Origin of the sequence: Actinospica sp. (genome assembly GCF_035552695.1) — a bacterium.
In the GTDB taxonomy this organism is placed as follows: domain Bacteria; phylum Actinomycetota; class Actinomycetes; order Streptomycetales; family Catenulisporaceae; genus Actinospica.
This window is the reverse complement of the sequence record NZ_DASZKT010000028.1, coordinates 1-8,489: the sequence shown is the minus strand read 5'-3', so window position 1 is coordinate 8,489 and position 8,489 is coordinate 1. Positions and strand designations below refer to the sequence as shown.

The 8,489-nt window shown below is 71.1% G+C and carries 6 protein-coding genes and 1 pseudogene; 1 reads left to right on the top strand and 6 read right to left on the bottom strand.

Annotated features, from left to right (window positions below):
- Positions 1-624: pseudogene (locus VG296_RS04620) on the top strand (hypothetical protein); the annotation flags it as partial.
- Between the two features lie 145 nt (positions 625-769).
- Here VG296_RS04620 and VG296_RS04615 read toward each other — a convergent pair.
- The 6 genes from VG296_RS04615 to VG296_RS04590 all read right to left on the bottom strand — a co-directional run.
- Positions 770-2,950 carry a bifunctional polysaccharide deacetylase/glycosyltransferase family 2 protein gene (locus tag VG296_RS04615; protein WP_325563394.1) on the bottom strand — a complete coding sequence of 727 codons (2,181 nt, stop codon included), beginning with the start codon at positions 2,948-2,950 and terminating at the stop codon, positions 770-772.
- The gene (locus VG296_RS04610) at positions 2,950-3,432 is read right to left on the bottom strand and encodes a hypothetical protein (protein ID WP_325563392.1); all 483 of its coding nucleotides are present in this window, start codon (positions 3,430-3,432) and stop codon (positions 2,950-2,952) included. Before VG296_RS04610 ends, VG296_RS04615 begins: the two co-directional genes overlap by 1 nt.
- A gap of 158 nt (positions 3,433-3,590) precedes the next feature.
- On the bottom strand, positions 3,591-4,247 hold the full coding sequence (locus VG296_RS04605) for a hypothetical protein (RefSeq protein WP_325563390.1): 657 nt from the start codon (positions 4,245-4,247) through the stop codon (positions 3,591-3,593).
- Entirely contained in the window at positions 4,244-4,855 is a 612-nt protein-coding gene (locus VG296_RS04600; RefSeq protein WP_325563388.1) for an RNA polymerase sigma factor, read from the bottom strand. The genes VG296_RS04605 and VG296_RS04600 overlap by 4 nt, the downstream gene beginning before the upstream one ends.
- Before the next feature lie 212 nt (positions 4,856-5,067).
- A complete protein-coding gene (locus VG296_RS04595) occupies positions 5,068-6,255 on the bottom strand; it encodes a S53 family peptidase (protein ID WP_325563386.1) in 1,188 nt (395 codons plus the stop codon).
- A gap of 233 nt (positions 6,256-6,488) precedes the next feature.
- Positions 6,489-8,489, bottom strand: a 2,001-nt coding sequence (locus VG296_RS04590; RefSeq protein WP_325563384.1) for a sialidase family protein, incomplete at its 5' end; no start/stop codon positions are given.

The window sequence follows — 8,489 nt, the reverse complement described above, 5'->3', positions numbered from 1 at the left end:
GTCGGCATCGAGATCGACTACGAGAACAGCTCGAGCCCGAACACCGCGGGCATGGCGGCGTTCATCAACGGCTACCGGGGCGTACACCCGTACGACGCCACCGGCGCCAACCCGGCTGCGCGCTTGACGATCGACCTGGCCGCCGGCGACCGGTACCTGATCGCGCTCACCCAGTACGCCACCACGAACTGGCTCTCGACCGGCAACCCGGTTCTGGACTACGCGAACGCGATGGTGCCGAGCAAGCAGCCGTCCACCAGTTCCGCGGAGTCCAACTGGCTCGAGCACGTGGACGGCAAGGCGAACTACAGCCCGCCGATCGCGCCGCTCGCCCCGTCGAAGTTCACCGGCTCGGTGTTCGTCGCCGGGCAGAGCCAGGTCGAGCCGGAGTGCAACAACTTCGCCTCCTCGCTGCAGAACTCGACCAGCAGTTGGGTCGAGTCCGTCGCTCCCGCGGGTGCGGGCAGCACGGACGGCATGCTCGGTTACATGTTCTGGGCCGCAGGAGCCCCGTCGAGCCGCGGTCAGACGACGTTCCCGCCGAACACCTGCCAGGCCGGGACGGGCGCAGGGGCGACCAGTCTGAACGTGCCGGTGCCGATGCCGGCACTGCGGCAGAACTGAGGGAGGTGACGGCTGCGGGCCGCTGCGGGCGGGACGGGAGTAGCCCCGCGGCCCGCAACCGTCACCGTCGCCCCAGGGAATGCGGAGTACATCCGTGTTCCGGGGGCGACACCTTGCAGGTAGGCGCTCGGGCGGGCCGTCGGTGTTACAGCCGCTCGCCCGCGGTGCGCTGGCGAGGTAGCGGACTGGGTGTGGCGGGCGGTGGTGGGTTCATGCCGCGCCGCTGCATCCGCTGCCAGCGCAGGCGGCTGCCGATCAGTGCGGTGACCACGGACTGGATGACCACCAGGTACATCAGCTGCCGGTAGACGAACTGCTGGAGCGGCACGCTCCACAGCACTCGGGCGCGTTCGCGATCGAGGTGGAAGGCGTACCACGAGGCGATCAGCTGGATGGCGAGGAAGCCGAGCCAGACCGCGCCCATCTCCAGCGCCTGCCCGAATACCAGGCCCCACACCGCGAACACGTCCACGAGCGGCGCGAGCAGCGGAAGGAGCACCTGGAACAGCAGCAGATAGGGCAGGCCCCTGCGGCCGAGCCGTCCGGACCCGCCGGACTCGATGACGGAGCGCCGGTGCTTCCACATCGCCTGCATGGTGCCGTAGGACCAGCGGTAGCGCTGCTTCCACAGTTGGCTGAGCGAGGCGGGTGCCTCGGTCCAGGCGATCGCCTCGGGCACGTACCGCACCCGCCATCCGGCGCGCAGGATCGCCATGGTCAGATCCGTGTCCTCGGCCAGGGTGTCCTCGCTAAGGCCCCCGACCTGTTCGAGCGCGGCACGGCGGAACGCGCCGATCGCACCCGGAACGGTGGGCATGCATCCGGCCAGGTCGTACAGGCGCCGGTCGAGGTTGAACCCGACCACGTATTCGATGTGCTGCCAGCGGCCGAGCAGTCCGGTGCGGTTGCCGACCTTCGCGTTACCGGAGACCGCGCCCACTTCCGGGTCGCGTAGGGCCTCGGCGAGGCGGCCGACGGCGTCGGGTTCGAACACGGTGTCCCCGTCGAGCATGACGACGATCTCGTGGCGCGCCCGGCGGATTCCGGTGTTGAGCGCCGCGGATTTGCCCGCGTTCGCCTGGGTGAGCAGCTGCACACCGTAGTGCAGGTAATAAGAGGCGATCTGCGCGGTCTTGTCGCTCGAGCCGTCGTCGACCACGATGATCTCGACCGGGTGGGTCGAGCGCAGCAGCGATTCGATGGTGGCGGCGATGCCCTTCTCCTCGTTGTACGCCGGCACGATCACGGACACCGGTTCGGGGCGCGTGCGGGCGGGCACGGGCGGACGTCCGCGCCGTCGCCGGTGGTGCGCCCGCGCGGTGATCAGCAGCAGGATGAGCCGGATCACGCTCAGTGCGCCGGTCAGCAGGATCGCCCACGTCAGCACGGTGACCGCGGCCACGCTGATGCGCACGGCGTCGATCAGCACCTGCCCGCGCAGCCGCTGTCCCGAGGTGGCCGGCACGATCGGCGCGGGTTGCCCGATCAGGCCGGTGACGGTGGTGAAGGTGTAGCCGTGCCCGAGCAGCTTGGGGATCAGAATATTGAGGGCGGCCACGGTCTGGGAACGGTCGCCGCCCGCGTCGTGCATCATCACCAGCAGCCCCGGTGTGCCCGAGGCGGGCATGACGTTCGCGACGATCTTGGAGACGCCGGGGCGCTGCCAGTCGAGGCTGTCCTTGTTCGTCAGGACCGTGACGTACCCGTGGGCTCCGGCGTCCTGGATCGCGGACCAGTCAGCGTCGTCGAGCGCATCGGCCTCGGAGGAGTACGGCGGACGGAGCAGCGAGGTGCTGCGCCCGGCGGCGCCCTCGATCACGGACTGGGTCTGGGAGAACTCGAAGTCACGGCGGGTCTCGCTCGCACTCGCCAGGTCGTCGTGGGTGAAGGTGTGGATGCCGACCTCGTCCCCGGCCGCCACCTCCTCGCGCACCAGGCCCGGGTACTGGGCCACGCGCCCGCCGACCACGAAGAACGTGCCCGGGACGTGGTAGCGGGCGAGCACGGCCAGGACCTGCGGCGTCCATTGCGGATCCGGCCCGTCGTCGAAGCTGAGCGCGATGTGCCCCGCCAGCGGCTGGAAGGAGTGCGCGGCGCCGCCGCGGGTGTCGATCACCGGCCCGCCGTGCAGGATCGAGGAAGGCACCGACGCCGCGGAGCCCGGGGTGTGCGGGCCGCCCGAGCCCTCGCCGCCGACCTCGTTGTGCACCAGCCCGTCTAGAGCAAGCATCCCGGCCAGCAGCAGCATGGTGATCACCAGCACCAGCCAGTGCGCGCGCGGCGGCACGGCCCTGGCCGCACGGCGCGTCCCGCGCCGAGCCGCCATCAGTGCCCGTGCCCGGTGGCCGTCGTGCTCGGCTTGCCCGGCGCCGAGGTGGGCCGGCGCCCGGTGGCGGTGGCGCTCGTGCTTGCGGTCGCAGAAGTTGACGGGGCGGTAGACGCTATCCCGGTCGGCGAGCTTGCCGCGGAGGTCACCGCGCCCGCCGCGCCGCGGGTGGCCTGCGGTGACGAGGATGCGGCCCGCGCTTGAGTTGCCGACGGCCGCAAGGTCGCGGCTGGGGAGGCCGCTGGATGCGGAGCGGAGAACGGCATCAGCGTGTCGGGTGCGACCGGTCCGCCGAGCAGGCTCCAGATCACCATCAGGGAGTAGCCGCCCGCCGCCAGGAACACCGCGACTGCGACCCGGTGCGCCACCCGGCGGCGCCGGCCGCTTGCGTCCACGAACACCGGTGCAGCTGCGGCCGGCTGCTCCACGGCACGTGGCGCGGGAAGCAGTTCAGTCGGCGCATACGGGTCGATCTCGGGCATGGCGGCAACTCTCGTCGTACGGTGCTGCGGGCGCACCACCGCGCGTGGACGGAGCTGGTGCTCTCCGGCCGCGCGGCGGCGCGCGAGCCCGGGCGCGCCCCGGCTCCGCATACACAGGCGAACAACCAGTCCGCGCTGTTACCGGCGCAGGCGGGAGCTCAACGCACCGAGCTCCCGCGCGGGCTCGGACTGTGGGCATTGTCCGCACCCGCGCTCGCATGGGCCGCGCCCTGGCTCGCCGGATCGCCGCTCGCCGCGTCGGTCGCAGCAGCACAGGGGTCGCTCGGCGCGTGCGTGCGAGCAACCGAACACCGGGCGCCCGTGGAAGCTGCGACCGAGCCCGCCTTCCCTGTCAGCTCGGCGGCGCTGGGAGACAGGCTTGGTGCTGCGGAGGCGGCAGGTGAACTTGCGGCAGGGTGCGGGATGGGGCTGGTGGCGGGCGGGGTGTGCGGGGCGGGAACGCCCCAGGACCCGAACAGGCTGTGCGCGATGTGCTGGGCCGGGCCCGGCAGGATGTCCGCGGCCGCGGCCGCGATGGTGCCGCCGGAGAGCACCAGCACCACGGCGCCCGCCTTGATCGCGGCGGCGATGCCCACACGCCACACGGGGGCGCCTGCTCGACGTCGGCGACGCACGCCGCGGTCGGCGCTGTGTGCGAACGCCGCCACGAGCGTCGCAGGAGCAGCGCGCTCTTCATCGCCGGGGGCGAGCGCGGCGAGCAGTTGCGCCACCGCTTGTTCGTGCGGCCCGGCCGGCCCGGCGGCGTGCAGCAGCCGTCTCGAACCACGGACGGAGATCAACGGACGCAGACTCATTCGCGCACCTCACTCACCGCGCCGCGCGAGGGCGCACGCCCGGCCTGCGACAACTGTGTCGTCTCAGGTTCCTGCTCCTGTTCGAGGATGGCCGCGAGCCCCCGCAGCCCGCGCATCGCCGCGATGCGCACCGCTCCGGGCCGCTTGCCCAGGATCGCTCCGCATGCCCTCGCATCCAGCCCGGCCACCGACCGCAGCAGCACCGCCTCGGCCTGCTCCTTCGGCAACCGCGCTATCAGCGCCATCGCCCGGTCTGTGCCCAGCCGTTCCTCGGCGACCGTCGCGGCGTCCGGGGCCGCGCCGCCGGAATCACCACGCATGCCCAGCGGCTCCTCCCGGCGCCGGCCCTCGAGCCGCTGCTCGTCGACCGCGCGGTTGCGCGCGATCCGAAACAGCCACACCCGGAATCCGTGCGCGTCCCCGCGGAAGCCGGGCACATCCCGCGCCGCCTGCAGCCAGGTCTCCGAGGCCACGTCCTGCGCAGCCTGACCGACCAGGGCGGCGAGATACCGCTCCAGCGGAGGGTTGAGCGCCCGCCACAGCGCCGTCACGCCTTCGGAGTCGCCGCGCCGCGCCGCCAGAAGAGCCGCGTCGAGCTCCGCGCCCACCACCCGCTCCCTCCGCGCGCCGTACCGATCCGAAAACCGCCGTCCGAGGGGCGGGCGGTGACACCCTAACGCGGCCGGGCCCGCGCACGGCACCCGCGCCCGGGCCGGCGCCGAGTGCACCCGGTCCCGGACACGCCCGCGCCCGCCGCGAGGGAACGTGGCGGGCGCAGGTCGCTGAAGATCTTCACCCGGTCCCGGGCGCGGTGTCGTGCCTAGAACGCGCCGACACCGTTAGGGGTGCCGAGGCCGGTCGGGCCGTCCCAGCCGGTGCGCGCGGTGCACAGCTGGCTGACCGAGCACGTCCCGTCGCTGCCGGAGGTCACGTCGTTGAGCGAGGAGGTGTTGGCGTACGGCAGTGCGGCGTTGTTCACCGACGCGGTGTTGCCGGCCAGGGCGTAGACGCTCGCGATGATCGGCGACGCGACGGACGTGCCACCGTAGACCTGCCAGCCGACGTAGCCCTGGTACGAGGTGGAGTCGTAGGTCGCGACGCCGGTGTTCGGGTCGGCGATCGCCGAGACGTCGGCCACGGCGCGCTTGGCGCAGCCGGTGCCCACGGACGCCTGGAAGCTCGGCTGCGCGTCATCTGCTGAGCAGCCGGCGCCGGCGCCGGACCATGCGGTCTCGGACCATCCGCGGGTGTTCGAGGCCTTGCTCAGCGAGGTTCCGCCGACCGCGGTGACGTACTGGCTGGCCGCCGGGTACTCCACGCCGTAGCCGCTGTCACCGCTGGACGCGGTGATGGCGATGCCGGGGTGGTCGTAGTACGTGGTGTCGTAGCTGGTGTCGGAGGAGGACTCGCTGCCGCCGTAGCTGTTGGAGATCGCGTTCGCGCCCAGCGTCGCGGCCTCGTTGACCGCCTTGCCGAGGTTCGTGTTCGAGGCGCTGGAGGCCTCGACCAGGATGATGTGCGCGTTCGGGGCGATCGCCGAGACCATGTCCAGGTCGAGTGACTCCTCCGTGGCCCATCCCGCGTTGGTGCGCGGCAGGCTCGTGGTCGAACCGGTCTGGCTCACGATCTTCAAGCAGCCCGAGGCGACCGTGCAGGCCGACAGGCCGTAGTTGCTGCGGTAGACCGCGAGGTCGGCGGCGGCGGTCGGGTCGTTGTAGGCGTCCACGATCGCGATCGTCTCGCCGCTGCCCGCGGTGCTCGACGGCAGGTTGTAGGCCGACTGCAGGTCCGAGGGCCCGTAACCGGACGGGGTCGCGTTCGCGGTCGCGCCGGTCTTGTGTGACTTGGCGTTGTTGCGGATCGCGTTGCTGTGCGCCCAGTTCGCGGCCGAGGCGCCCGTGGACGAGGCATGGGTCGGAGCCGCCGCGGCGATCGCCGGGGTCGAGCAGAGTCCCGTCGCCGCTGCGGCGGTGGCCGCGACGGCGAGGGTGGGTATCAGGCGGGGCATGTGATCCTCCGTCTCGAGCCGGCCCGTCGAGTCGGGTCGGCACTGAGAGGGAGAATGACGAACGTCGCACCACGCCAGAGCAAAGTGGTGGTAAATACTCTGCTCTGGTGATTCAGGGTTGAGCGTATTCAGATTGGCCCAGGTGTCAGGCGAGACGCGGACCGGTCGGTATCCCACGCTGTCCACGGGATACCGACCGGTTCGCGTCTCGGGTCAGGCGTTCGGTCAAACGGTTACCGCAGGGTGGCTAGGGGCGGTAGCGTGCTCGCCGAGTTGGCGGGTCTGGGGAAGACGGGTCCCGCGGTGACGAGGTTCGAGCCGCCGCTAACAGCCAGGCCGCCGGCGGTGTACATGGATTCGTTGAACGCGGCTCCGCCGCTCGGTGCGGCGCCGATGGCGAACAGGGCGTACGCCTTGCCGCTAAGGACGCTGCAGGAGATGTAGTCGCCGACCATCGTGCCCTGACTCGTGCTCGCGATCTGGGACAGGCCGAAGGGTCCTGCGATGGTTTGCGCCGTGCTCCAGGTCGAGCCGCCGTTGGCGGAGTCGATATAGCCCACCTCCATCTGGCAGGTGGACGCCGAGCAGTTGGCGTTGGGGTAGAAGTAGTAGTACAGGCCTATCTCGGCGGTGGTGCCGGAGGTGGCCTTGTCCACGCCGAGGCCGGGGATGAAATGGTCGATCCCGCTGGTGGTCGCGTCGATCGGGATCCTGGTCACGGCCGTCCAGGTGGTGCCGTTGGTCGAGGTCGAGTACACGATGTCGTTGGCCGGGCAGCCGGAGCGGAAGCGGCAGTCCTGCCAGGCGACGTAGACCTTGCCGGAGCCGTCGATCTCGGCGCTGGGCAGGCCGTCGCCCGAGCGCAGGCCGCCCGCCACCGAGTGGGAGCTGACCGAGGACACGAGCACGCTCGAGGTCCACGAGGTGCCGCCGTTGGCGGAGGTGAACGAGCGGATCGCGCTGCCGTTGGCCGAATAGGGAACCACGACCGTGCCGTTGGGCTGTACCAGCGGCTGACCGCCGAGTCCGGACGGGGTGTCGGCCGGGTGGCGCAGCGCGGACCAGGTCACCCCGCCGTCACTGGAGACGGCCATCGATTCCTCGTTGTTCGAGGAGGTGATGTCGACCTCGATGTAGCAGTTGCCGTAGTACGCGCTGGTGGAGGTGTCGTCGCACACCACCCACTGCTTGTCGTAACCCTGTCCGTCGAAGCCGACCGCCCGGGTGGCGCTGCCCCAGGTGACGCCGTCGGTGGAGCGGTTGAGCGTCACGCCCGCGGCGTTGCCGGACGAGTCGATCGGCAGCCCGACGACCATCCACTCACCGTGTTTGGCGTCATAGGCGACGGCCGCGTCCGAGACCTGCGCGTAGCTGCCGCCGTCGTTGACGGTGATCCCGGGCAGGTAGCCGTGGCTCCAGCTTGCGCCGTTGTTGGTGGAGGTGGCCCAGCCCAGGTTCGACGAGCCCCCGCCGTAGACGCGCCCGACCTGGAACGCGGAGACGACGGTGCTGCCATACGCGAAGGTGTCCGGCTCGACCTGGGTGGCGTGCTGCGCGTCAGTGTCCGTATACGGGTCGGTGCTCACCTGGGTCAGGGTGATCCCGCCGGAGGAGCCGACCGTCAGGGAAAAGGCGGCGGTATGCGTGGCGGAGGCACCGGTGCCGGTGATCGTGACGCTCGAGGTTCCGGTCGGCGTACTCGAGCTCGTGGTTATCGTCACCGTCGAAGACGCGCCGGCGGTCACCGAGCTCGGGTTGAAGCTCGCCGTCGCTCCCGTCGGCAGGCCCGAGGCCGAGAGCGCGACGGACTGCGCGCTGCCGGAGGTCACCGCCGTCGACACGGTCGCCGCGGCCGAGTTGCCCGGGGTCACCGTAGCCGCGGTCGGGGTGACCGAGAGCGAGAAGTCGTTCGTGGTCGAGGCCGGGGCAAGCACCACATCGTCGTACTCGGTGTACGTCGGGTCGCCCGTGTAGTTATCGTCGTGGCTGGTCAGCGTGAGCGTGTAGCCGTCACCCGCGGTCAACGTTTTGCTGACCTGCTTCCAGCCGGAGTTCGCCACGCAGGTCTTGGCCAGCACGGTCGAGGTGGTGCCGGTGGTGGTGTCCTTCAACGTCGCGGTCGCCCAGTCGTAGGTGACCGTGTCCGGGCACACCACGTCGTACCAGAAAGACAGCGTGCCCCCGCCGGTGGGCGCGGTGAAGGACTGCGCGATCGAGGAACTGCCGTTGGTCGG

Bases quoted from the DNA above. Each gene is read 5' to 3' on its own strand.
- VG296_RS04615 (WP_325563394.1), bottom strand. From the start codon at position 2,950: ATGGCGGCTCGGCGCGGGACGCGCCGTGCGGCCAGGGCCGTGCCGCCG.
- VG296_RS04610 (WP_325563392.1), bottom strand. From the start codon at position 3,432: ATGCCCGAGATCGACCCGTATGCGCCGACTGAACTGCTTCCCGCGCCA.
- VG296_RS04605 (WP_325563390.1), bottom strand. From the start codon at position 4,247: ATGAGTCTGCGTCCGTTGATCTCCGTCCGTGGTTCGAGACGGCTGCTG.
- VG296_RS04595 (WP_325563386.1), bottom strand. From the start codon at position 6,255: ATGCCCCGCCTGATACCCACCCTCGCCGTCGCGGCCACCGCCGCAGCG.